Annotated in this window: 18 protein-coding genes and 1 tRNA gene; 10 read left to right on the top strand and 9 right to left on the bottom strand. The window is 57.7% G+C overall.

Annotated features, from left to right (window positions below; genetic code table 11):
• Positions 1-87: 87 nt before the first annotated feature.
• The 4 genes from CORAM0001_RS07745 to CORAM0001_RS07735 form a co-directional block, all read right to left on the bottom strand.
• Positions 88-160 (bottom strand) — tRNA-Ala (locus tag CORAM0001_RS07745).
• 210 nt (positions 161-370) lie between these two features.
• A complete protein-coding gene (locus CORAM0001_RS11700) occupies positions 371-445 on the bottom strand; it encodes a 50S ribosomal protein bL37 (RefSeq protein WP_014300525.1) in 75 nt (24 codons plus the stop codon).
• A gap of 75 nt (positions 446-520) precedes the next feature.
• Positions 521-790 (bottom strand): WhiB family transcriptional regulator, encoded by a 270-nt coding sequence (locus CORAM0001_RS07740; RefSeq protein WP_005511107.1) that lies wholly within the window; start codon positions 788-790, stop codon positions 521-523.
• Positions 791-1,276: 486 nt separating this feature from the next.
• On the bottom strand, positions 1,277-2,383 hold the full coding sequence (locus tag CORAM0001_RS07735; protein WP_244262026.1) for a diacylglycerol/lipid kinase family protein: 1,107 nt from the start codon (positions 2,381-2,383) through the stop codon (positions 1,277-1,279).
• Between the two features lie 100 nt (positions 2,384-2,483).
• Here CORAM0001_RS07735 and CORAM0001_RS07730 point away from each other — a divergent pair, with 100 nt between their 5' ends.
• Positions 2,484-2,942, top strand: coding sequence for a hypothetical protein (locus CORAM0001_RS07730; protein ID WP_244262025.1), 459 nt, complete (start codon positions 2,484-2,486; stop codon positions 2,940-2,942).
• Here CORAM0001_RS07730 and CORAM0001_RS07725 read toward each other — a convergent pair.
• The gene (locus CORAM0001_RS07725; protein WP_005511191.1) at positions 2,939-4,294 is read right to left on the bottom strand and encodes an Rv3212 family protein; all 1,356 of its coding nucleotides are present in this window, start codon (positions 4,292-4,294) and stop codon (positions 2,939-2,941) included. The two genes, CORAM0001_RS07730 and CORAM0001_RS07725, sit on opposite strands and share 4 nt — an antisense overlap.
• Before the next feature lie 69 nt (positions 4,295-4,363).
• Positions 4,364-5,728 carry a DEAD/DEAH box helicase gene (locus CORAM0001_RS07720; protein ID WP_005511163.1) on the bottom strand — a complete coding sequence of 455 codons (1,365 nt, stop codon included), beginning with the start codon at positions 5,726-5,728 and terminating at the stop codon, positions 4,364-4,366.
• 94 nt (positions 5,729-5,822) lie between these two features.
• On the opposite strand from CORAM0001_RS07720, the gene CORAM0001_RS07715 reads away from it, so the two are divergent.
• The 7 genes from CORAM0001_RS07715 (at position 5,823) to CORAM0001_RS07685 (ending at position 18,139) form a co-directional block, all read left to right on the top strand.
• On the top strand, positions 5,823-6,047 hold the full coding sequence (locus tag CORAM0001_RS07715; RefSeq protein WP_244262024.1) for a DUF3107 domain-containing protein: 225 nt from the start codon (positions 5,823-5,825) through the stop codon (positions 6,045-6,047).
• Entirely contained in the window at positions 6,047-6,955 is a 909-nt protein-coding gene (locus CORAM0001_RS07710; RefSeq protein WP_040361597.1) for a DUF3152 domain-containing protein, read from the top strand. The genes CORAM0001_RS07715 and CORAM0001_RS07710 overlap by 1 nt, the downstream gene beginning before the upstream one ends.
• 9 nt (positions 6,956-6,964) lie before the next feature.
• On the top strand, positions 6,965-7,816 hold the full coding sequence (locus CORAM0001_RS07705; RefSeq protein WP_005511152.1) for a TIGR02569 family protein: 852 nt from the start codon (positions 6,965-6,967) through the stop codon (positions 7,814-7,816).
• 103 nt (positions 7,817-7,919) lie between these two features.
• Positions 7,920-11,270 (top strand): ATP-dependent helicase, encoded by a 3,351-nt coding sequence (locus CORAM0001_RS07700; RefSeq protein ID WP_244262023.1) that lies wholly within the window; start codon positions 7,920-7,922, stop codon positions 11,268-11,270.
• 2 nt (positions 11,271-11,272) lie between these two features.
• Entirely contained in the window at positions 11,273-14,767 is a 3,495-nt protein-coding gene (locus CORAM0001_RS07695; protein WP_005511112.1) for an ATP-dependent helicase, read from the top strand.
• 115 nt (positions 14,768-14,882) lie between these two features.
• Positions 14,883-15,950, top strand: coding sequence for a potassium channel family protein (locus CORAM0001_RS07690; RefSeq protein WP_005511168.1), 1,068 nt, complete (start codon positions 14,883-14,885; stop codon positions 15,948-15,950).
• Positions 15,951-16,069: 119 nt separating this feature from the next.
• A complete protein-coding gene (locus CORAM0001_RS07685) occupies positions 16,070-18,139 on the top strand; it encodes an ATP-dependent DNA helicase UvrD2 (protein WP_050773631.1) in 2,070 nt (689 codons plus the stop codon).
• 26 nt (positions 18,140-18,165) lie between these two features.
• Here CORAM0001_RS07685 and CORAM0001_RS07680 read toward each other — a convergent pair whose 3' ends face one another.
• Positions 18,166-19,050, bottom strand: a complete 885-nt coding sequence (locus CORAM0001_RS07680) for a TOMM precursor leader peptide-binding protein (RefSeq protein ID WP_244262022.1) — start codon at positions 19,048-19,050, stop codon at positions 18,166-18,168.
• Between the two features lie 119 nt (positions 19,051-19,169).
• Between CORAM0001_RS07680 and CORAM0001_RS07675 the strand changes: the two genes are divergently transcribed.
• Positions 19,170-19,700, top strand: coding sequence for a YgjP-like metallopeptidase domain-containing protein (locus CORAM0001_RS07675; RefSeq protein WP_005511210.1), 531 nt, complete (start codon positions 19,170-19,172; stop codon positions 19,698-19,700).
• A gap of 4 nt (positions 19,701-19,704) precedes the next feature.
• On the opposite strand, the gene CORAM0001_RS07670 is transcribed toward CORAM0001_RS07675, so the two are convergent.
• Positions 19,705-21,207, bottom strand: a complete 1,503-nt coding sequence (locus tag CORAM0001_RS07670) for a zinc-dependent metalloprotease (protein ID WP_005511181.1) — start codon at positions 21,205-21,207, stop codon at positions 19,705-19,707.
• A gap of 139 nt (positions 21,208-21,346) precedes the next feature.
• Here CORAM0001_RS07670 and CORAM0001_RS07665 point away from each other — a divergent pair, with 139 nt between their 5' ends.
• The gene (locus tag CORAM0001_RS07665) at positions 21,347-22,420 is read left to right on the top strand and encodes a YlbL family protein (protein WP_005511156.1); all 1,074 of its coding nucleotides are present in this window, start codon (positions 21,347-21,349) and stop codon (positions 22,418-22,420) included.
• Positions 22,421-22,457: 37 nt separating this feature from the next.
• Here the strand turns inward: CORAM0001_RS07665 and CORAM0001_RS07660 are convergent, their stop codons facing one another.
• A complete protein-coding gene (locus CORAM0001_RS07660; RefSeq protein ID WP_005511167.1) occupies positions 22,458-23,885 on the bottom strand; it encodes an alanine/glycine:cation symporter family protein in 1,428 nt (475 codons plus the stop codon).
• Positions 23,886-23,930: the final 45 nt, after the last annotated feature.

Here is a 23,930-nt window from a genome sequence, read left to right as displayed (position 1 = left end):
TGCGATGTTGTCTAATGCGGTAATGCGAAATACGGAAAATCCCAGGTCACGGTGATGTGGCCTGGGATATTTTTGTGGAGCTATTTGTGGAGCTAAGGGGAATCGAACCCCTGACCTTCGCATTGCGAACGCGACGCTCTACCAACTGAGCTATAGCCCCATTGCCTTTCGAGCAACCTAGTTGGAGCTGCTGTAAAAGCTCTGTTTTCAGACGTTACTCCGGTGGGGTTGGGGCTCCAAACTCGCTGGTAGTGATCTGGCGGAGGCATAAAAAACTCCACCCCGTCCCTCGGTGCAATACCGGGTTGTGTCGGGGTGGAGTGAGATGTCTTAGCTGGTGATGGCCAAGACTTCTGCAACTGAGGGCAACTTAGCTGTTCGGACGCTTGCCGTGGTTAGCCTTGTTCTTACGGCGATCCTTGCGCTTACGGCCACGCTTGCTCATAGTTGGGCTCTCTTTCTATCGGGTTAAACAGGTATCAACCGGTATAGATTACACGGTGAGAAGTAAGTCTCTTAATTAGACTGCGGTGCTGGTGCGAGTGCGTCGAGTGCGGCCACGGTTGCGACGACGCTTCAGTGCGCGACGCTCGTCCTCGCTCATGCCGCCCCAGACTCCTGCATCCTGGCCGGTCTCAAGTGCCCAAGCCAGGCACTGAGCAGTAACAGGGCAACGGTTGCAAACGACCTTGGCCTTAGCAATCTGGGCGAGAGCTGGGCCGGAGTTACCGACCGGGAAGAACAGCTCCGGATCCTCTTCACGACAAACGGCCTTGTGACGCCAATCCATGACAAACTCCTAAAACATTACGAGCCCCGGGTGAGGGCAGAGTTAAATTTCCTTGCGGGAAGGCAGCTCCGGAAATGGATTTCGTCAGACACGACAAATCGCCGTATCTCAACGAGGGTTGGGGTTCATTCCCGGTTGCCCAGGGGGTATTAGGCATCTTGGGAGGGGCTACCAGTTTCATCGCCTATGCAACGTGAAAGGTAGTGGGGACTCACCAAAGAGTTTGCGCCTAAAAAGGCGAGACTTGCATGGTTGCACATCCAGTGAACTGCGTGCCTGTCTCGCTGACGATTTACATGTTTTCACGACTGGGGCGGTTCGTAAAGAGCAAAATGAATAAAAGTGCCAAACCTCACAGAAAAGTGAAATTTTGGTTAAAACGCCAGGTCAAAACTAACCTCTTGTGGGGGTAATTTTAGTTTTGGTAATTGCAGTAGTGAGGGTGTATAGCGCATTTTTGTTGGCTTGTCAGTAAACAGTTGCAGCTTAAGTCGGGTTTGCCTCGGTCTTTTGGCTAGCACTGAACAGTCGGCGTGTGCGATCCATGACCCTTTTGGTCACCACAACGAGCAAGCGCTCGTCCACGGGGCGGGTAGCGACTTTCTTGGTGAACTGGTCCTCGGTGTAATCGTCGGCACGCGCCACAAAATTGATAGCGCCTTGCTTAACGCGGATGTTGAGGGACTCACGCTGATTGATGTACTCGCCGTCCAGTTGGAGACGAAGTGGGGCAGTAGCGGTGAGTTCGATGTGCTGGGCGTTGTCGACGCGTCGTTCGCGGGCTTCTACGTGGAAGGGGGAACGCAGTCGGGTGAAGAAACCGGCCAAATTGGCTGCGGCGATAAGCCCCGTCACTCCCTTCAAGGAAGTGAAGCCATAAAAGCCCAGGCCCCTGCGTACGGACACAGTGGGGTTGGTGACGATGGGGAGGTCGCCGAGGAATGTCCAGGGATTGGAGTTGGACACTACGGCCATTGCGAGATCACGGCCAAATTCCTTGCCGTCGATAGTTGCGGTGATTTGTGGCGGGCTTTTGCGCAGCTGGTTCCATGCGGTGAAAATTGCGGGCAAATAGCGCACAGCTTTGGCGCGGGTGCCGTTTTGTCGGAGCTGTTCCATGGTGGAAATGACTTCCGCATCGATGCCGATACCGGCATTGACTACGAAGCATCGTTCCGCTGCATGTCCAACGCTGATAGTGCTGCGGGTTCGGGAGCGCAGCAGGCTTGCGATGTACCACGCGGCATCTACGGGGTCGCGGGGAATGCCCAACGCACCTGCCAAGACGTTGGCGCTGCCGGTGGGAATTGTCGCGATGGCAGGCAGTTCAGTGGCAGGCAGTGCGGAGAATGGGTTGGAGTCCATGAGCCCATTGACAATCTCGTTAATAGTTCCGTCGCCGCCGAGAGAAATAATGACGTCGTAATCGCGAACCGTTATTCCCGCCACTATTTCCGCAGCATGGCCAGGGTAGGCGGTAAACATGGACGTCAAGCGAATCCCCTCGACCGAGCGAAGCGCCCGCACAACGCCGGGCATTCGTCGAGCAGTGTTACTGGTCGAATTCGGATTGGAGATTAGCAACGCACGCACAGGCACCAAGATTAGTGCATGAGCAGACTTGTGATGGGCGCATTGGCCGACTTGCCTCCAGGGTGTATTCATCGTTTCGCACCGGGCTAACATGTAGGGCGTGAATAACCAGAAAAATAGCAGCAATGCGCCCAAATCGCGTACTACCGACCAGCTTGCGGCAGCCGACGGGCCGATGGCCGCACCTCAGGTTGTCATGGTCGGCGCGTGGATTGGTGTCGCCGAATGTGCCCTCGGTCTGGGCTACGGAATCTTCCTTCTGATTCGTGATTTGATGGGGTACCGCGACGAGGCCGCAGTCATTTCCGGTTGGGGTACCGCGCTGTGGTTCCTTCTCATTTTCGGCGCTGTTCTCGCTGGTGCGATCATGTTGCTGCGTGGCGCCCGTTGGGGGCGCGGACCGATTATTATGCTCAACCTCTGTTTGCTGGGTGTGGCCTATTACATGTTCCGCTCGAGCGCTTTTCTGCTTGCGCTGCCGACGGCGGCAGCTTCAATTGCTGCGCTGGCCTGCATGTTTAGTCCAAAGGCGATTGACTGGGCTGCCCGCTCTTTTTAAGCTTCGATGGCGAACGCGTCGACTGACTCACCGCGCTGAACCAGCAGCGTGTCACCGACAACCGCAAGGCGCACGGGCAGTTCCGGCTTGTCCGCATCATTTGCATGAGTGGACTTCGCAGCTGCAGGCAATGGGAGTGTGCCGATAATTTCGAGAGTTTTGGCATTCAATACCGCGACTCCGTCAGCGACTGGCATGAAAACATGCTCACCCCATGGAGCTGGGGTTCCTGTGGCCTCAGGAAACTCGAAATCCGGCGCCAGGGTGCTCGGGCGGAAGCCAAGTAAACCACGTGACGACCACCACGTCATGTGATGGGGAAGGTCCGTTGTAAAAGGCGCACGCGGGGCATCGCCCGGGGCATCGACCGGGGCATCGCCGTCGGAGTTAGCTTCCGCCGGTGCTGGGCGCAGGGTAGTCTCACCCAGCGCCAATTCAGTTAGCATCGTGCCGTCCATACGAAAAACTCGGATGCGATTGCCTGACAGTACCGCCGCTGTGTCCTGACCAATCGATACCAGCGACATATCTGCAGTTACTGGACCAAGGTCAATGTCGCTCTTGACCTCTGGTTTCCGCGATTCCTCCGGATTTGCAGCCTGCATGACCAGGCGTCCGTGACCATCGCAGTTGTTTACGACGGCCAGCAGCTCCACGCGTGTGAGCGCACTGATAATCGAACACTCTGGATGCGGCTGCATCTTCGGTTCCGGAGACGCTGGAATCTTGCCGTACTCGACTACTCGGACCAAGTCAGAGCGCCACAGTTCCAGGAATCCAGAGTCGTAGACACCCGCGTATGAATTCGAGCGCACGGCGGCAGGACTGTCAGCCGCAATCGATTTTCGGGTCGCGACATACTGCCCCGAGTCGGGCTTGAGTGCAACGGTCTCACCGCAGCCAGCTGCCCCACGAAAAGTCGCGAAAATTTGGCCATCACTGCCTGAGAGCGCACACAGTGGAATATCTCGTCGATAGTGCCAGCGCTCCGTGCCGTCGTTAAGCGAGATAGCACGCACGCCCCGGTCCTCAGCAACGATGAGGGAGTTGTCCATCACCAGTGGCGCCGGGGAGACGGTGCGCATGTTTGTGCTTGCCGACGATTCGGTGGACCACACCGGCCGGAGAGAATGTGGCATTGCCTCCGGATCGTTCGCGGCCGGAGCTTGCGCTGTGCTGCTTGTCGGTGCCGTGGATTCAGTGCGATCGACCTTGCGAGCCGGAGAAGTGACCCATGTCCAACCGATGACTAGCACTACGGCGATGATGAGAACTACTGATGCGATTCGATTGCGGCGCAGTCGGGTCTCTGCAGTGGTGGGCTCAGCGTTGGCTTGTGGTGGCTGCAGCACGGTTGGCAAGTCCTGTCGACGAGTGGTCGTGGAGTGAAGTGAGGTGGGGGAGTTGGCACGCGCAGCAGCCTAGCTGCGACGATGAGAACTGGAGTGGCCGTCCCGCCTTGAGCTTCGTCCTTGGCCACGATTGCGATGATGGGACTGTGAGCGGTTGTTTCGCGGGCCTCTTCCGCCACGCCCGCGAGGTGGTCGGGAACCCAACACCGGGCGGGCTGGCCCGACCTTCTCATCGATCCCCTCGGGGAAGTCAAGAGCTTCGGCAAGCTCGGGGGAGGTGGAAAACCACGTCGGAATCTCGGCCATGTCCAGGTCGAGAGCATCGGAAATAGCTTTCCACTTTGTGGTTTCATCCCAGCCGACGAGCGTAACGGCGACACCGCTGTGTCCCGCGCGGCCGGTGCGGCCGATGCGGTGGACATAGGTCATTTCGTCATCGGGCACTTGGTGGTTGATAACGTGGGTGACATCGTCGATATCGATACCGCGAGCCGCGACATCGGTTGCGACCAGGACATCGACGTCGCCATTGCGGAACGCCGTCAGCGAGCGCTCACGTGCAGGCTGGCCCATGTCGCCGTGGACGGCGGTGACCAGGAAGCCGCGCTCGCCGAGCTGCTCAGCAACCGAGGCGGCGCCGCGCTTCGTACGAGCAAAAATGATGGTGCGACCACGACCGTTGGCTTGCAGGATACGGGCAATGACCGAGACCTTATCCATCTGGTGCGATTGGAAAACAATCTGTTTAGTGGTCTCGTGGACTGTGGCCTCTTCCTCGCCTGATTCAGCGCGGATGTGCACCGGGCGATTCATAAAGGTACGTGCGAGAGTCAGAATTGGGCCCGGCATTGTTGCCGAGAAGAGCATGGTCTGACGTTCATCCGGCACCGCAGCCAGAATCTTCTCGATGTCCGGCAGGAAGCCCAAGTCGAGCATCTCGTCGGCCTCGTCGAGAACCAAAATCTTTACGCCTGACAGCTCTAGATTATTCCGCTGGTAAAGATCGATGAGACGGCCGGGAGTCCCGACAATGATGTCCACACCGCGGTCTAGCTGTTCAATCTGTTCCTCATAGGGGCGGCCACCGTAAATGGTGCACACACGCAGATTGGTTGAGTGCGCAGCGCGGGCTAAGTCCTCGCCGACCTGCACGCATAGCTCACGGGTGGGAACGATGATGATTGCGCGGGCAGTGCCATCCGGTTCTGGAATGCGGGCGTCATCGAAGACGCGGTCAATGAGGGGAACACCAAAACCAAGAGTTTTTCCCATGCCAGTACGGGCTTGGCCGATGATGTCCGTGCCGTCGAGCGCCAAGGGCAGCGTCAGTTCCTGGATTGCAAATGTGCGGGTGATTCCTTCGTCGGCGAGTGCGTCGCAGATTTCCGCGGCGACCCCCAATTCGACGAATGTCGGGGACTGGGACTCTGCCACGGCGACTCCTTTGCTGTTTGTAACCTCACGTGACACGACGGCTTAATCGGTCTCTCTAATCCTAGCCGCTTTGGGAATGGTTATGATGTCACCTATGGACATCACTATTGGATTTGCAGACAATACGCGTGAGCTGAACATTGAAAACGTCGCTGGTGGTGAGGAGGTCAAGGCTGTGATCTCCCAGAAGTTGGCTGCCGGCGAAGGTGTGATTGAGCTCAGCGACGGCGCTGGTCAGGAGTACCTGATTAATGCCGACAAGGTCGCCTACGTCCGTACCGGCAATAACGCAGACCGTAAGGTTGGCTTCTTCGCCTAATGACGCAAGAACCCTTTCTCGTACGCATTGCAAGGAGTTGGGGGTGGCGAGCCTATGTCATCCCCGTACTTGTGGTGCTCACAGTCATCATTCTCTTTGATATCTTCACTGCCGAAGATGATTCTGCAGGTTCCGGCAATGGCACTGTCGCCTCACAGAGTGGCAATGGCCGCTCTGGTCCGGTGCCCGGTGAGGGGTACGGTGATGGTTACGAGGGAGGGCAGTTGCCACTTGGTCCAGCCTTTGCCACGGAACCCTCGGGAAATTTTAAAGATGTCACTGTGGCACATCCCCGTGTCGGGGAGGGGCACCGCAATGCGGTCAGGTATTCCGTGGAAATTGAAGACAATATCGATGTTCCTTCGATTGGTGGCGAGCGCGCCTTTGCAGAGACGGTGAACTCCATTCTGGCCGATCCACGTGGCTGGACAGCCAATCCAGATTTTTCTTTCGAGGCAGTGCCTCGCGATCAGGATCCGACGATTGTCGTGCAGCTTTCCGCGACCGGAACCGCACATCAGCTGTGCGGCAACACGTTGGGAATGGAGACCTCCTGTTACCTGTCTGGGCAGCGGGAAGGTGAGCCTGGGCGCGTGGTCGTCAGTATTGCCCGGTGGGTTCGAGGTGCCCTGCCTTTTGAGGGGGACCTGGGATTGTATCGCCAATACCTTATTAACCACGAGGTTGGTCACGGACTTGGGTACGCGGTTCACGAGCCCTGCGCGAGGGACGGCGGTATCGCGCCAATCATGATGCAGCAGACCCTGAGCGTGTCGAACGATGAACTCCACGAAATCGACAGCAGCGAGGTCTATCAGGTCGATGGTAAGACGTGTTCTGTCAACGGCTGGCCGTACCCGTTTGGGGCGGACGACGATACGGCCGCACCGACTCAGAAAGCTAGGTAGTAGCAGACTATGATCGCCACTCCTCCCAACCGTGTTTTAGAGGCCTTTGGTGCCGAGGGCGAGCCGCATCGTGCCGGGCGAGCTTGGGACAATGGCTGGGTCTACGACGATTCCATTGTCCTTTCGCCGGTACATAATTCGGCGCAGGCGCTGTGGTCTGCAAAGGTTCGCAGCGCGCTAGATGTGGATGGCGTCCGAGTGGCGAAATCCGTGCGTACCAGTGACGGCCGCTTGGTCATTGCTGGGTGGCAGGCTCGTCATTTCATCCCGGGGGGATTCGCGCCACGTGCCGATGAAACTATTGTTGCCGCTGGTCGCGTGGAAGAGTCGCTTGCCAGTATTGAACGGCCGCAGTTCCTCCTTGATAAGGAGCCCGATTACTTCGTCATGTGTAATCGCGCAGCTTGGGACTCTGACCCAATCGGAATCCTCGAGCAGCTTCTCGACGCGGATAGCGTCCCTCGCGCCGATTGTGCCGAGGCGCTCACAATCTCCGGTGATCTTCTCCAGTTGAGGGCAGAGATGGTAGTGCCAACGGAGCTTCTGCAGGTCTGTCACGCAGATCTCGTCGGCACGCTGCTTTACGACGGCACGGCCGCCCCGGTTCTCACCGATATCGTGCCAGCATGGCATGTTCGTGGTTGGACAGCTGCCTTGGCGGCAGTGGATTGTCTGTCCATGATGGGTGCTGATGAGGAACTGCTGCGGCGCTTCGATCACCTGCCGGATTTCGGTCAGCTGCTCGTTCGTGCGATGTGTTATCGACTTTTTGTCCACGCTGTTAGTCCGGAATCGCAGCCGGGTGCGTATCGCGGCCTGTTCCGCGCGGCTTCGCTAGTTCGCGCGTTTGTGTCTAAGTAACGCCGGGCAGTATTTGCGGGAGTTTTTGGGGCGGGGGTACTTTTCTCCCTAAATCGAATGGGCGTTCGAGTTCTGGTCCGGGGGTTGTGCCACAATGGTGCACATGAACGTAGATGGAATGCCGAAGGTTCGGTTCGTCCAGGAGGAACCGCCTCGTCGTCGGCAGTGGTTGGGTACTGCGGTAGAGACGCTTTTCCCTTCCCATAATCAGACGCTCGTGGTAGCGAACAAGCTTGTAAACCAGCCTGTTGTGCGCGTTTTAGGCGGCCCAGGGACTGGTAAGAGTTCGCTGCTGGCAGATCTCGCGGTGGACTACATGCAGGCGGGCATTCCGGCGGACAGCATTTTGGTGGTGTCACAGTCAAAAGAGGCCGCTGCGGAATTGAGGCGGGATATTGACAGGCGTTTTGCCTGTGAAGTGGGGGAAGGTGGTTCGGTCGGGGCAGGCCAAGGTGGCATGGTGCGTGCCGTGCATTCACTTGCCTATGCAGTAGTACGTGATGCCGCCGTTAGTCGAGGAGAACCTGAACCATCGTTGACCACTGGTGCACGCCAAGATGCTGTCGTGCGGCAACTTTTGGCCGGTCATGCGGAAGATGGTGGTGCGTATTGGCCAGAGCGGTTGCGCCCGGCTCTTCCACTAGTCGGTTTTTCCCGTGCGGTTCGTGACTTTCTACTGCGTGCAGCTGAGCGGGGGATTGATGCCCCGAGGCTTCAACAGCTCGGCGTGGACTATGGCATTGAGTCGTGGTGCGCGGCTGGCAAGTTTATGGCGGAGTATCAGCAGACTATGCGGTTGGCGTGGGAACCCAGCCTGAACGCAGCAGAGATTGTCTCTGCGGCATTGATGGAACTGGATGCAGACGCGCAAGCACTGGCTCGGTGGGGAAAGTCGGTGGTGTTGGTCGATGATGCTGAACACTTATCCCCGGAGGCTGCACGTCTTGTGGATCGGTTTGTGTCGCAGGCGGCGGTAGCCGTCATTACTGGTGATGAAGATCAATCGGTATTCCACTTCCGCGGTGCTAATAATGACTATCTCCGGGGGACTGGTAAGGCCGAGTACAAGGCAATCCACTTGCAGCAGTCGTACCGCTGTAACGCTGATATAGCCGATTTAGCGAACGCTGTTTCTCAGCGCTTGCCTAAGGCTCCTGCATACCGTGGCATTGCTGGTTCAGTTGGAACACAAGAAGCTCGTGAATCCGAAGTTGGAAGCAACAGTGAGACAGCCGCAGCGGAAGACTCGTACGCAGCTAAAAGTGCAGTAAAAATAGCTATTCATCCCTCTGAACGTGCACAGCGAGCCACAGTCGCGGACTACTTCCGGCGCCTTCATATTGACGAGGGGGTGGCATGGAAGGATATGGCGGTCATCGTCCGGTCTGGTGCAGGGGAGTCCTCTCTGTTCCGCGCGTTGTCGCGTGCGGGTGTGCCTGTGCAGATTGACCCAACGGACATCGTGCTAAGTCATCAGCGATTGGTGCGAGCGCTGATGGTGGCGTTGCGGGCAACTATGAACCAGCTCGATGACGTGGAGTGGGACGAGTTCCTCTCCGGCCCACTGGTCAACATGGATCCGATTGTCAAAGAGCGTCTGCTGCGCGGAATTCGAAAGGCGGATCTGTTCGGCGGGGCCGCGATGACTCAGCTCATCGGAATCTTGAAGGCAGATGGACTCGCAACTGAGCAGCTGGAGCTTATTGAGTCTCTGTCGCAGCGTGAACGTCAGGCGCTGCAGGTGCCGCTGGATTTGTTGAGCGCAGCTCGTGAAGCGTTGCGCGATGGTGTGGAAGCAACTTTGTGGGCTATTTGGCAGTCCACTGGTTTGGCAGACCATCTGGTGGCGGCATCGTTGCGCGGCGGTACAGCTGGAGCATCGGCTGACCGCGATTTGGATGCTGTGATGGCACTGTTCGACTTTGCTGGTGACCGTGTGGAGCTGAATCCAAAACTGACGGTTGACGGTTTTATCGCTTCGGTGGAAGAGCAGGAGCTGCCCATCGGCGCACGTGACCGTAGCGGGGTAGAGCGCGATGCCGTGCGCATTCTCTCAGCGCATGCGGCTCTGGGCAGGCAGTGGAAAGCAGTAGCAGTTGTTGGAGTCCAGGAAGGCCAGTGGCCCAGCCTCGGTGTGACTGGTTCGGTGATGAAGCAGAACGAGTTCATCGGTCTCGTCGACCACGGAATTGAGCCGCGGGAGTACATCAATTCCATGGCGGATGCGCTGGCGGAGGAACGTCGTTTGCTGCACGTCGCGGTATCACGGGCTAGCGACAGGGTACTGCTGACCGCAGTCGATTCTCCTGATGATGTTGGAGTTCCCAGTCCGTTCATTATCGAGCTCGTTGAAAAGCTCGGTAATTCGGCGACGGAGCTGGCGAAACAGTCGGAAGCCTCGTCGGCTGCGAATGGAGTCGGGGCTACGGCTAATGAAGCAAACGTCGGCAAACCGGATGTTGCAGAGGCAGAAGATGTCGCATGGGCCGGTGAAGGCCTGCCACGGGTGCTCTCTGTGGAGTCACTGCTGGCAGAACTGCGTGCAGCCGTTGTGGACGATGCGGAGACTGAGACGCGGCGTCGACAAGCTGCACGTCAACTCGCACGATTGGCGCAGGTTGAGGTTGCTGGCGCACATCCAGACACCTGGTGGGGGCTCCGTGCACCGTCGACTTCGAAGCCGGTAAATGACAAGAAGCCGATGAGAATCAACCCCTCCAAGGTGGAAGCAACCCTGAATTGCCCGCTGAAGGCCATGTTGGATAAATCAGCACCGACATCGGCCATGTATTTGGGCTCTCTACTGCATCAGGCGGTAGAAGCAGTAGCCAAGGGAGTGACTGTGCCTGAGGCGCAGTCCGAGATCCGGCGTGTTTTTGGTGACCTGTCCGATGATCCGGAGTGGCGTAAGCGTACTGAGGAAGAGACCTGGTTGACCGGGCTGGAGGATTGGCAGCGGTGGATTGAGACCAAGAAAGATATCGGAACCGAGGTTCCAGTAAAAGTCAACATCAACGATGACATCGTGATTGTCGGACGAATCGACCGGTTGATTGAAGACGCTGATGGGGCAGTTCAAATCGTCGATATTAAAACCGGTAAGACAGCGCCCTCCGGTAAAGAAGTAGAAGGACACGCACAGCTAGCTACATATCAGCTGGCGTTGTCGAAAGGGAAGCTCGTTGAAAGCGGAGATGGGCTTGCTGTGAACAACGGCGAAGGCATTGAACAATCTGGGGCATACCTGGTATTTCCGCGAAAGTCACACAATAAGACCATTATCACTAGCCGCGAACAGTCAAAGCTTACGGAAGACAAATTGGCTGACTGGGAGCGTCGCGTGGAGCAGGTAGCACGTGCGACGTCTGGCCCTCGTGCCTTGGCGCTCGCTGGTGATCATTGCAAGTTCTGCACGCTTTCGAAGGCGTGCCCGGCAGCAGAAGGGAATCGGTAGTCATGTCGGAGGAACGAACCATCATTGATCCCGTCACGCTGTCGGAGATGATGGGGCAGGACTTTCCGCCCACCCCGCAACAAGCGGCGGTAATCGGTGCACCGATGGAACCAATGCTTGTTGTTGCCGGTGCCGGTGCTGGTAAAACAGCGACAATGGCTGCCCGTGTTGTGTGGTTGGTCGCCAACGGCTTTATCCGCCCAGAAGAAGTGCTAGGTTTGACCTTCACCAGGAAGGCAGCGCGCGAGCTCGGTGTCCGTATCCGCCAGCAGCTCAATGCGCTTGCTTCCTCCGCTGCATTTCGTGCACAAGCTTCACCAGAGGTACTAGCAAGCCTCGAGGTCATTGCCCCAACCACGCTTACTTACGATGCCTATGCCTCTGAAGTCGTGAGCAATTATGGTCTTTTGCTGCCGACGGAGCCGGGGGTCACCATTATGGATGGCGCGACGCAGTGGCAGTTGGCCTGGGAAACCGCTCGCAATGTGACCGAAATTGATGTCGACATTGCACCATCGACGCTGGCTAGTCGCATTATTGAGCTGGGGTCGAACATCGACTCAAACCTTTCTTCACCGCAGGCGATTCGCGAGGAAACCGAAGCATTCATCAGCAATATTGAGCAGACCCCGCAGAAGGGTAAACGCGAGGGGCTAATTGGCGATCTACAGGGCATCGTCGATAAGCAGCGAGAGAGATTAGAGATTTTGCCGCTGGTTGAGCAGGTTCGAGCTCGGTGCAATGAAGAAAATGTCGCCACCTTCGGTATGCAGATGGCTCGTGCGGCCCGGCTAGCCACCGACTTCGCGGAAGTCGGGGAGGAGGAGCGGCGTCGCTTTAAGAACATCATGCTCGATGAGTACCAGGACACGTCGCACACACAGCGGCTGTTCCTGCGTGCGCTGTTCTCCGGTGGTTGTGTCACCGCTGTCGGCGATCCGATGCAGGCAATTTATGGCTGGAGAGGAGCAACTGCCGAAAACCTTGTGCAGTTTGTGAATGATTTTCCGCGGTCGGATGGGCAGCCAGCGGAGAAAAAGCAACTGACCATTTCTTGGCGAAACCCGCAGTCAGTGCTGCAGCTTGCTAACGCAGTCTCCGACCGTGCTTTCGCGGGACAGGCTCGTACGGTAGAGGCACTGGATGCCGGTCCAAAAGCAGGTCAGGGTGAAGTGCAGCTTGCTTTCACCGCAACCGGTGAGGAAGAAGTTGCATACATCGCAGATTGCATGGAGGCGCAATTACGCGAATGTGAAGCAGCTGGCAACAAGCTCGATGCCGCCATCCTGGTTCGGACAAATGCTGAATCGGCTGTCTATTTAGATGCACTGTCTGAGCGGGGTGTGCCTGCAATCATTGTGGGACTCGCTGGATTACTGCACTTGCCCGAGGTTATGGATATCACCTCGGCGATGAAGATATTGGTCGACCCCAGTTCAGACCAGGATGCTCTGCGTCTGCTGCTCAGCCCACAGTTCAATTTGGGTGCCGCAGACGTGGAGGCACTTCGTACTCGTGTAGACCAGCTGGCAATGGCAGGAAAGGACGAGTTGGCCCGAAAGATGGGCAACGTCGAAGAGACTTCAGACTCCTCACCGCTTTCCCAGCTCGCTCGCCAGTACGACAAGCTTGTGGAAGATGCCGAAGCGGCATCGTCCGCGGTGGGGCTGGGGCACGCCATCGCCGACCCGGATATTCGTTTTTACGACGGCACCCCGCTGGCGCGCGGCAGTGTGGAGAAAAATGGGCGGTTGGTCTGCAGCGAGTCACTGAACTATACAGATGAAGCAATGGTGCGCATCGCACAGTTGGGTGCAAGCCTACGAAAACTACGTCGGTTCTCGCTGAATAAGCCTCTGCCGGAACTGGTCGAGGACATCGCTACTGAGTTCGGAATTCGCGTAGAAGCAGCGGCTGGACAGTACGGTTCCGCTACTGCGATAACCAGGCCGACGACCGCGCATCTGGATAGGTTTGTCGATATCGCTGCGACGTATTCTCAAAATATCTCGGACGATGTGACAGGGTTTTTAAATTATCTGGAATTCGCCGTCGAACACGATGATGGTTTGGAACGGGCACCTATGAACATGCCGGAAAACTGCGTCCAAATCATGACTATGCACAAGTCAAAAGGGTTGGAGTGGGAAACGGTTGCTGTTCCGGGCATCACCACCAGCAAGTTCGATAAAGTTGATTTGTCATCGTGGCTCACCAATTCAGTTCAGCTTCCTCCCGGGGCAATTACCCAGGTGGATCCGCTAACGGCTAGTGCAGAACCAACAGAGGATGCAACACGGCTTGCAGCAGGCGATTGGGCTCCTGTCGCTGATTCTGTCGATAGCAACGCCCCCGAACTGGACATATCAGGCGCAGATAACCAGACGGACCTCAACAAGGTGATCAAAGCATACAAGGAAGAGCTGCGAGAAGTGGAAAGGGAAGAGAAACAGCGCCTCTTCTACGTTGCCATGACTCGCTCTGCAAAAAAGCTCATTGTTACTGCAAGCAGGCGGCCTAATCCGAGCTTGAAGCATCCCACTGACGTGTCGGCAGACTTCGGAGCCATCGCCACGCAATTCAGTGACTATGTGGTGTCTTGGACAGATGGCGAGGACCCTGAGGTAGAGGACACCGAAGTCGATTTGGACTGCGACACTGCGGTTGATGGGGTGGTCTGGCCCGTCGATACCCTGGGGAACCGTCGAGATAGTGTGCAGCGAGCAGCCGAAAGCGTCATGCGCTATATGGGCGAGGACCAGGATGAGCGCCCCATTGCAGGTGACCTGTCTGAGGTATGGGAAACGGAAACGACCATTCTCGTGGATGAAATCCTTCGAGCTAAGGCCGCGGAGATTCATCTACCAATGCCGACAAGCATGTCCACTAGCGAATACCAAGCCATGATTGCGGATCCGGTCGCGTTTGCTCGTCGGAAAGCACGCCCGGTGCCGTTTAAGCCAAACCGATTCGCGCGCCGAGGTACGGCATTCCACGCTTGGTTGGAGAATCGCTTCGGTGCACACAGTCTGCTGGACGATGAGGATCTCTTCGGGGATCAACTGGATGACTTCCTCGGCACAGAACAAGTCGCGTCCGAACGCGAACTGGAGAAATTGAAGGCGAATTTCGAGGCATCTGAGTGGGCTGACCGCACGCCAACGCATGTGGAGGTGCCGTTTGAAATTGCCATCGGGCAGCGGAGGGTCGTCGGCCGAATCGACGCGGTGTTTAACGACAACGGGAAGTGGAGCGTCACTGACTGGAAGACAGGCCAGATGCCGCGCGGAAAGGAAAGGGAAGTAGCGGCGCTACAGCTGGCGATTTACCGCCTGGCGTGGTCGGATAGGCTGCGCGAGATGGGAATGGAAACTGCCCCCGAAGAAATTGAAGCCGGGTTCTTCTACGTTTCGGCAGGACGGACGCTAATACCAGATGAAGCGCTGCTGCCAAGCAGGATAGAGTTGGACAGGAAAATGCGCGAGCTGATTGGATAATCATCTACGTATGTAACTGCCGCGTGGCCGTGGCCAGTTATCCAGGTGAAAGCAGCAGTTTGTATGCGCTATTTTTCACCGGGAGGAGTTTTTATGAAAGGCAGGCGAGGAGCGGTTGCGTAATCCAACTCGGAAATCTTCGGGATACGAAACCGGGCTCAATGATCTTCCCGGGCATGCACTGCTGGGAGTCATTGGCCTGCCTGAGTCCGCGCCGAAGAATCCTTGGCGGCTAATCATACGTCGTTTGAACTACGCCGTATTTTTGCTGCTGATTGCATCCGTCGTGGTCTACTACGACCGCAACGGATATACGGAGCCTCTTACCTTCATCGATTCGGTGTATTACTCGGCTGTCAGCCTGTCCACGACGGGCTACGGTGACATCACGCCGGTGACACAGAGGGCTCGATTACTCAATATTTTGATCATTACGCCACTGCGTGTGGCCTTCCTTGCTCTCTTGGTCGGTACTACTCTGACCGTTTTGACCCAAGAGTCTCGGAAAACCTTGCAAATTCAGCGCTGGAGGAGACAGTTGCGCAACCACACCGTCGTTATCGGATACGGCACCAAGGGGCGTTCTGCCATTGCAGCGCTTCTCGCGGACGGCGTAGATCCGGCAGAAATCGTTGTCATTGATACGGACAAGGAAGCACTCGACCACGCTTCGAATCAAGGCTTGGCGACGGTGCATGGGTCGGCTACTAAATCCGATGTGCTGAAGTTAGCTGGTATTCAGCGTGCTCGCTCTATTGTCGTTGCACCGAACAAAGATGACACAGCGGTGTTGGTCACGTTGTCTGTCCGTGAGCTGGCACCGGGTGCCTCCATTGTGGCTTCAGTGCGTGAATCAGAAAACCGCCACTTGTTGACACAGTCAGGTGCAGACCAAGTGGTTATTTCTTCTGAAACCGCCGGCCGAATGCTGGGGCTGGCCACGGTGACTCCTTCGGTGGTGGAGATGATGGAAGACCTCCTGAGCCCGGATGAAGGATTCTCTGTTGCAGAGAGGCTGGTCACCGAAGAGGAAATCGGTGCCAGCCCACGGCACCTCGCGGATATTGCACTCGGCGTGGTGCGCTCTGGTGAGCTGTACCGAATTGATTCACCGGAGTGTGAGTCGGTGGAGCCAGGCGACCGGTTGCTGTACGTCCGCCGTGTCTACAGCAATGACGAATAGCACTCGACCAGTTTAAAAATGGGGTCTAACAACTTTTGACTTACTCAGAGGCGGATGTGAACGAGCCGGATTATCTAGCTGGGCTGGATCCAGATCAGCGCGAGGCAGCCACGGCTCCGATGGGGCCGGTGTGCATTCTTGCCGGAGCCGGTACAGGTAAGACCCGAACAATTACTCATCGCATCAAGTACCTCATTGACCAGGGGTTTGTGCAGCCGCAGAAGGTATTAGCGGTGACATTTACCTCGCGTGCAGCAGGGGAGATGCGCGACCGCCTGGCAAAGATGGGCACGCCTGGAGTCCAGGCGCGTACTTTCCACTCGGCAGCACTCCGCCAGCTGCGCTACTTCTGGCCCCAAGTCGCCGGTGATATGCCTTGGCAGCTGTTGGATGACAAGAAATTCCGTGTTGTCGCCCAAGCAGTACGTCGGGTGGGCCTGGACACCTCCAAGGAAACAATCCGCGATGTCATGGGCGAGATTGAGTGGGCGAAGGCCACTCTGGCCGGTGCGGATCAGTACCAAGCCGCGCTGCGGGAGCATGGGCGCACGGCGCCTCTGTCTGCGGAGAAAATTATCGATTGCTATCGCGCTTACGAGGACATCAAAACCACTCCTGACGGGCTATTACTTGACTTCGACGACCTGCTCATTCACACCGCCGGTGCGATGGAGAATTCCCGTGCAGTGGCGGAGGAATTCCGCAACCAGTATCGGTGCTTCGTCGTCGATGAGTACCAGGATGTCACCCCGTTGCAGCAGCGAGTTCTCAACGCCTGGCTGGGAGACCGTGACAACCTCACAGTTGTCGGGGACGCCAACCAGACGATTTACTCTTTCACAGGTGCGACTCCGCAATACCTGATGAACTTCTCTCGGGACTACCCCGAAGCCACAGTGGTCCGCCTACAGCGGGACTACCGATCGACCCCACAGGTCGTTGAGCTGGCCAACAATGTCATCGGCCGTGCGCAGGGGCGTATCGCCGGCTCGCGGCTGAAGCTAATTGGACAGCGTCAAGACGGCCCGGAGCCGACTTTCAACCAGTACGACGATGAGCCGATGGAAGCTCGCGCGACCGCGCGAAGCATTAAGCGACTTATTGACGCGGGTACGCCGGCATCGGAGATTGCCGTTTTGTACCGCATCAACGCACAGTCCGCAGTTTTTGAGCAGGCTTTGTCCGAGGTAGGAGTCGCCTACCAGGTTCGTGGCGGGGACGGTTTCTACCAGCGTCCCGAGATCCGCGATGCCATCGCAGCACTTGTGCGAGTTTCCCGTTCCTCACGGACTGTTCCGACATTGCAGGGCACGAATCTATTGGATTTGGTCAAGCAGGTTTTCGCGGGGCTTGGCATGACTGACCAAGAGCCGGAAGGCGCTGGTGCCAGGGAACGTTGGCAGTCACTCCGCGCCCTATTTGACTTGTGTAAGGACATCGTTCATGCCAACACCGAGGTCAATATCCAGGCGCTCCTCGGTCAATTGCACACCCGGCAGCAGGCCAAACACCCACCGACGCTGGATGGGGTGACGCTGGCTAGCCTGCATGCAGCCAAGGGGCTGGAGTGGGATGCGGTGTTCCTCGTTGGGCTTACCGACGGTTCGCTGCCTATCCAACATGCGCTGAATAAATTCGACCGTTCTCCTGCGCAGGGGGCGGAAGCCATCGAAGAAGAGCGCCGTCTGTTCTATGTCGGCATTACGCGAGCCCGCGAACATCTGGAGCTATCTTGGTCATTGTCGCGGACAGAAGGCGGCCGCAGGTCACGTCGCCGCACACGATTCCTCGATGAACTCGACATTGATGTCTCTGACTACTCGGCTGCGGCACACCGAAGCTCAAGGAGCTCTAGCTCCCGCAGTAAGCGTCAGCAGTCCAAACAGTGCAAGGGCTGCACTAAGCCATTGCACACCGATGCGGAGCGGATCTCAGGGCGCTGTGAAGAGTGCCCAGTCAGTGCGGATCCTGCACTACTGGAAGCATTGCGTGCATGGCGTCTGGAAATGTCGAGGGAAATGACCGTCCCCGCATTCGTGATCTTCTCCGACGCGACTCTTCTGGCCATCGGTGAGCAGCAGCCGACTACGCCGGAGGAACTTCTGCAAATTCCCGGAATCGGAGAAGCGAAGCTCAATCATTTCGGCGAAGGAATCTTGGGAATCGTCAATTCTTTTGTGAATTCCTAGTCAAATTCTGCTCAAGGCACTTCGAATTACATGAACTGCATCTGCGAGTTGCCATGACCACACACTGGGCACTGCGGGTGGGGAGCAACAGTAGTGCGGGTGATATCGAGGCTTTCCAAATCTATGCGCACCTCCGTTGCACATAGATCTGAGAGATCCGGCCGCCGTAGCTGCCCAACCAACAGTGGCACCGCTGTGTTCAGCCATTCCGGTGCGGCCACCGGCGTAAAAGTGCGAAGCTGTAGCGCAATCAGTGCCCGGACGGGGTCGCGGTCTCGTCGATAAGCTTCGAAACACATCGAGCAGGGTCCTTGACCTGACCGAACAAGCGGCCCAAGAATCAGTGCCCCATCGCGGAAATGTGTGTGCAGATGCTCAATTCCACGATGAAACAGAGCGCGAACCAAGGGCATGCTCGGTACTTCCATGCCCGTGACCACCGCGAGTCCGATGTCTTCCGGCGTGGATTGAGATATTTTCAGCGTCGCATTGCGAGTGGGTGACATTGACGTCGTCCAACTACCACAGCCCGTGCGACGAAGCTCTTTTAAAAGTCCGGTGCGCAAACTGTCCCGACCGATTAGCGTAATCCTCCGCCGGGTCGGTGGTTTTTGGACCAGTGCGGCTCGGTGAAGGTCGGAGATAAGTGCGGTAATGAACTGCGGTGACAGCTTGTCGTGACTGTCAGCAAAGACCTCGCCTAAGGTGCTACCTCTATGCGCTGCAAGAAGCGCCGAGAAGACAGGCCCCGGCGGGGTGCCGTCGGAAAGCGGCAGAACCATGCTGCGCTCCGGTTCCACGCCGAACTGAATCCGCGCGCCTGGGCGCATGACAATCGGTATCTCCGGTCGCAGCGCGTAGTCCGTGGCAGGCGCGGAAAGTGTTTGTGCCGCGGGTGCGTCCGAACCCATTACGCCAGCCGTACCATCCCGCCCCCGAGACGTATCCCTGTATTCCCCCATGAAAATATCTTTTACCCCGGGGCCAACTTTTGCGCAATCGCAGGGCAGAGCATATACGCTTAAAAAGCATGAGCACCAAGCGACCTGAGTACGGCCCGGATGTTGAGGTTCGGCGCTCGAAGCGCCGCCGCCGTACTGTGTCCGCCCGCGCAGAGGGAAACCGGATCATTGTCATGGTTCCGGACGACCTCAGCGCCGCTGCGGAAAAACAGCAGGTCAATGAAATTGTTGCACGAGTGCGGAAAAAAGTTGGCAGCAACCTGGATAATTCCGACCTTGAGCGCCGCGCACGGCTGCTCTCTCGTACGGTGCTGGAAGATCGCCCGCGGTTCGAGTCAATCAAATGGGTCAAGAACATGTCGCGCAGGTGGGCATCGGTCACCGGCGGCGTCGATAGTCCAGGGCGCATTCGCATCTCACACCGGCTTGCCGACGTCCCGGGGTACGTCCTCGACGATGTCATTGTGCACGAATTGGTCCATACCTTCGTCGACGGTGGTCATACCGAAGAGTTCTGGTATTGGGCGGCAAAAGCCCCGTACCACGAACGGGCACGGGGCTATCTAGAGGCGTATCAGCGCTGGGGAACCCAGAGCTAACTCGCTACTTATCGTCGTCGGTGTCGCCAGAATTGTCCTCGTCGGTGTCGCTGTCCTTGCCCTCAGCCGCGCGCTTTTCGGCTTCTTTGCGCAGCTGCTCTTCAAGCTCTGCGATCGGGTCGAAGTCATCGTTGTCCGAGCCGCCAAGAACCGAGTCAATAAAGGCCGCGGGTTCATCCAAATCCTCTGCCACGGGCAGAAAGTCCGGGTGATCCCAGACCTTGTCGCGGCGCTCGATGCCCACAGCGGTGGTCAGACGGTGCCACAAGTTGGTTGCCTCACGCACCTTGGGGGAGCCGAGGTCAATGCCGGTGGCCTTCTCCAGCGCCTGTTCAGCACCTTCGGTGGCGCGGCGACGACGCCAGGCTTCATCCAGCTGTGCGGCACCTGGTAGACGCTCACCGAGGGCATCGGTGACAACCATGTCCACCCACCCTTCGACCAGTGCAAGCAGCGTCTGGAAACGAGTACGAGCATTCTCGTTACGAGAACGAATTTTCGGGCTCAGATCCATATTCTGCAGCTCGCTCATAGCTTCCTGCATACGCTGCGGATCCTGCATGTTCTCAATATCCAGACCGCGGGCGGCCTCTTCGATTGCGGAATAGTCGATGACGATGCCGGCAGCGTATTCCTCGACAGAGGAAATCATGCGTTCAGCCAGCCATGGCACGCGGTCGAAGAGACGCTGGTGGGCAGCTTCGCGGGCAGTGGCGTAGATAAACAGATCGCGCGCTGGAACCTCGAGTTCCTCCGCGAGAGCTACGAGATGCGTTGGCAGCAGTACCGCCGCACCAGTGGTGTGTAGCGGCAGCCCGAGGTCAGAACCAGTCAGGCTCGTCTGTGCCAACTCAGCCAGCGCATTTCCTAGCTGAGTACCAAAGCTCATCGAGTTCATCTGGCGCATGATGCCCAGCATCGGGCCCATCATCTCGCGAGCTTCCTCTGGAACGCCTTCGAGGGAGGCATCACTCATGCGGCTGGCGACGGGATCGACAAGGCGAGTCCATGTCGACTTGGTGTTCTCCAACCACTGCAGGCTATTCCACGCTTCCACGCGGTTGACACCAGCCGGCAGGGAGGTGGCATCATCTAGCCACAGTTCGGCCAGGCGCAAGGAATCAGTCAGCGCCTCGCGAGCCGAGTCCTTCACCGGAGCCGGGTTACCAAGACGGGTCCGCGCAACGCGCTCGGCCGCGTCGTAGTTGACAGGGCCAGAGTTAGACTCCTGGAATCGCTGCCCCATGCCGGAGAACATCTCGCCAAACTGGTTGAGAATATCGCCCAAGTTCGGCTGGTCTCCCTTGCCAGAGGCGCCGCTGCCGGGCTGCCCGGGGCCGCCGAAACCGAAGCCACCGGCGCCGCCCATGCCACCGAAGGGAAACCCGAAGAAACCGAAAGGACCGCCCTGGCCGCCCTGACCGCCCTGGCCGGAGTCATTGTTGCCAGCGTCGTCGCGATCGTCATCATTGTCGTTCGGACCAAAGCCAAATCCGTTAGAACTCATGCTCCCACCGTACCGGGCAATGACCCGCGTGAGTACTTAAAAGCACCACTTTATTGGCAACTTCGCGCCCAGCGAACAGACACGGACAAGATTCATCAGGTGTCCAGTAGGCAGATATCGAGAATGTAGGGTGTTATTTGTGAATCGTCGTACCCAAACTCTTGTTGCGGGCGCTGTGCCCATCGCCGCGTTGGCAACTGTGCTTTCGCTGCCAACGCTGACAGTGCCCTATGCAGCGCAGGGGCCTGGCCCGGTCTTCGATGTCCTCAGCGATGTCGAAGGAAAGAACATTATCTCGGTCAGTGGCAGTGCTGCGGACTCCGAACGTTCTAAGGGCACGCTGGATATGACAACCGTTGCAGTCAGGCATAACCTGACATTGCCGCAGGTCATTGGCCTGTGGTTCGATCGTGACAACGATATCGTCCCCATTGAGGCGGTCTTCCCTCCGGGCCAGAGCCAGGACGAGGTGGAAGAGGAGAACAAGGCTGCATTCACCGAGTCGGAGGCCAACGCCACGTCCGCCGCGCTGGCACATCTCGGGTTGCCGATGGAAGTCACCGTCGCCTACACAGTGCCGGATAGTCCCGTCGATGGCCGACTGCATGAAGACGATGTGATTCTCGCAGTGGATGGGGTGGCAGTAAGCAAGCCCGAGCAGGTCAAGGCGATTATTGCCGGACGCAACCCGGGCGATACGGTCACGTTGAGGGTCAAACCTGCGACCGTCGATAAGCAGAAGACTGCTAAGGGCGAGGACTCTGACCCCGAGAAAGCCGTCGATATCTCGGTGACACTGGCGGAAAACCCGCATCAGAAGAATACCGCGCTGCTCGGCGTTGGGATGGGGGCACAATCCGCGGACGACACCAAGGTTGAGTACCAGCTCAGCGGCATTGGAGGTCCGTCGGCGGGTCTCATGATGACGCTCGGAGTGATCGACAAGCTGAGTCCTGGCGATCTGACCGAGGGGCAGCGCCTTGCTGGCACCGGCACTATTGACGCTGCCGGGAACGTCGGCGAAATCGGTGGCATTACACACAAAATCTCGGCCGCCCGAGATGAGGGCGCCGAGATGTTCTTCGTGCCGGAAGGCAATTGCGCAGAGGCTGTGACTGCCGACCGAGGCGATATGAAGTTGGTAAAGGTCTCTGTGCTTGACGACGCGCTTGCGGCAATCGAAAAGCCGGAGACCGCGCAGACCTGCTCGTAGTTTTGCCGTAGCCCCTACGGGCAGCTGCTAGTTGCAGCTAGTTCTTGCTGAAGGCCTCGAAGTCTTGCTGAGCCTGCCATTTATCGATTTCCGCAGCCGTTGCGCGCAGCTGCGGGTCAAATCTGAGGTAGGCCTTTGTCTCGCGTGCAATGAGTCCGGACAGGACAACCAGACCGATGAGGTTCGGTAGTGCCATCAGACCGTTGAGTGCCGAGGCGACGGACCAGACGGTTTCCAGATGAGTAACAGCTCCGACGAAGACCACGCAGGTGAAGACCGCGCGGTAGAGGCCGGTGCCGCGGCGACCGACCAGGGACTCGAAGGCGCGCTCACCGTAGTAGGACCAGCCCAGCATGGTGGAGAATGCGAAGAAGACAACCGACAGCGTGACGATAGTGCCACCCCAGTGGCCAGGCAGACCGCGGGAGAATGCCTCAGCAGTCAGAGCGCCAGTGTCGACGTTGCCATCCTGCCAAACACCGGTGCTGATGATAACCAGGCCGGTGAAGGACACGACGATGATGGTGTCAATGAAGGTCTGAGTCATGGAGACCAGACCCTGACGAACCGGGTGAGTGGTCGATGCGGCGGCAGCGGCGATAGCGCCGGAACCCAGGCCCGACTCGTTGGAGAACAGACCGCGGGCAACACCCATCTGCAGGGCGAGAATCAGCGTGGAGCCTGCGAACCCACCAACGGCCGCGGTGCCGGTGAAAGCATCGGTGAAGATGAGCTTGAAGGTCTCGGGCAGCGCCGAGACATTGGCGACGAGCACCCACACTGCCGCTCCGATGTAGAGCACAATCATCATCGGCACAAAGCCGGCGGTGATGCGGCCAATCGACTTAATGCCACCCATCAGAGCTGCGCCTACCAGGATGAACATGATCATGCCGGAGAGCGTCGGTTCGATGTCGAAGCTGTTTTCCAGGTTCGAGGCCACGGCATTGCCCTGGGTCAGGTTGCCGATACCAAACGCTGCCAGCGCAGCGAAAACGGCGAAGAGAATGCCCAGCGTCTTACCAAAACCATTCGGGATGGCCTTGCGCAGGTAGTACTGCGGACCGCCGGACTGTTCGCCAGCCGCATCGACCTGACGGTACTTCACACCCAGGAATGCCTCGGAGTACTTCGATGCCATACCTAGCAGGCCGGTCACCCACATCCAAAACAGCGCACCGGGTCCACCCAGGCCGATCGCGGTGGCGACACCGACAATGTTGCCGACACCGACTGTTGCCGCGAGAGCCGTCGCAAGCGCCTGGTAGTTGGTGATATCTCCCTCGGCATCTTCGTCGTTACGGTCGATGAGTCCGAGGCGCAGTGCCGGGCCGAGTTTGACCAGGTGAATTGCACCCAGGCGAATGGTCAAAATGATTCCGGTGCCGATCAGCGCGGGGATGAGGAGATACGGACTCCAAATAAAACTATCCGCCGCTGAGGCAAAATCGCTGAAGCTTTCCATGCTGTGGAACTTTACTGGTAGAAAGCCTAAATCCGATCATTAAAT

This window comes from Corynebacterium amycolatum SK46 (genome assembly GCF_000173655.1).
GTDB classification, from domain to species: Bacteria; Actinomycetota; Actinomycetes; order Mycobacteriales; family Mycobacteriaceae; genus Corynebacterium; species Corynebacterium amycolatum_A.
This window is presented reverse-complemented; position numbering and strand designations above follow the sequence as displayed.